This is a genomic window from Cereibacter sediminicola (assembly GCF_007668225.1).
Taxonomy (GTDB): domain Bacteria; phylum Pseudomonadota; class Alphaproteobacteria; order Rhodobacterales; family Rhodobacteraceae; genus Cereibacter_A; species Cereibacter_A azotoformans.
In genome coordinates this window covers 1-470 of sequence record NZ_VDEK01000150.1, presented here as the reverse complement: position 1 = coordinate 470, position 470 = coordinate 1, and the positions used below count along the sequence as shown (strand labels likewise).

The following is a 470-nucleotide window of genomic DNA, read 5'->3' as shown; positions in this document are numbered from 1 at the left end:
TTGGCCATGGGGCTCTCCGGTTGAAGGGGTTCCGGCAGGCACGCGCCGGTCGAGGGTGCAGGAGGGCAGCCGCAGGGAATTTCGGGAGTAAACGGGCTTCAGGAGGTGCCTCCAGTCCCGGCCCTGGTCCGGAAGGCGGCGCGTGCAGGTCCCGTACCCTGCCTCGAGATGGGCACGACAGATCCCGAACACAAGGGCCGACGAGATCCGGCCCTTCAGGACGGCGCGCCATGCGACGCAGGACGGCCCGCATCAGCGCTGCACGGTTGCTTGCAAAGGAGAGTTGCCATAGAACGGCGCACCTTCCACTGGAATGCTTCCTTCCGGGCCGCGTTCCGCCTGGGTGGCAACCTTTTCCCACCGGGGACGTACGAGATCTGGGCCGAGGTCGCTGCCAGCCATCCGCCGAAGGAAATTTGCTGGCGGGAGATCCAGTTCTACATCACGATCGAGCACTGGAACCGGCGCGA

Annotated in this window: 1 protein-coding gene; it reads right to left on the bottom strand. The window is 65.7% G+C overall.

Features of this window, described 5'->3' with window-relative positions:
- Window positions 1–252 precede the first annotated feature (252 nt).
- Window positions 253–470, bottom strand: a 218-nt coding sequence (locus tag FG154_RS21335; RefSeq protein ID WP_222120601.1) for a hypothetical protein, incomplete at its 5' end; no start/stop codon positions are given.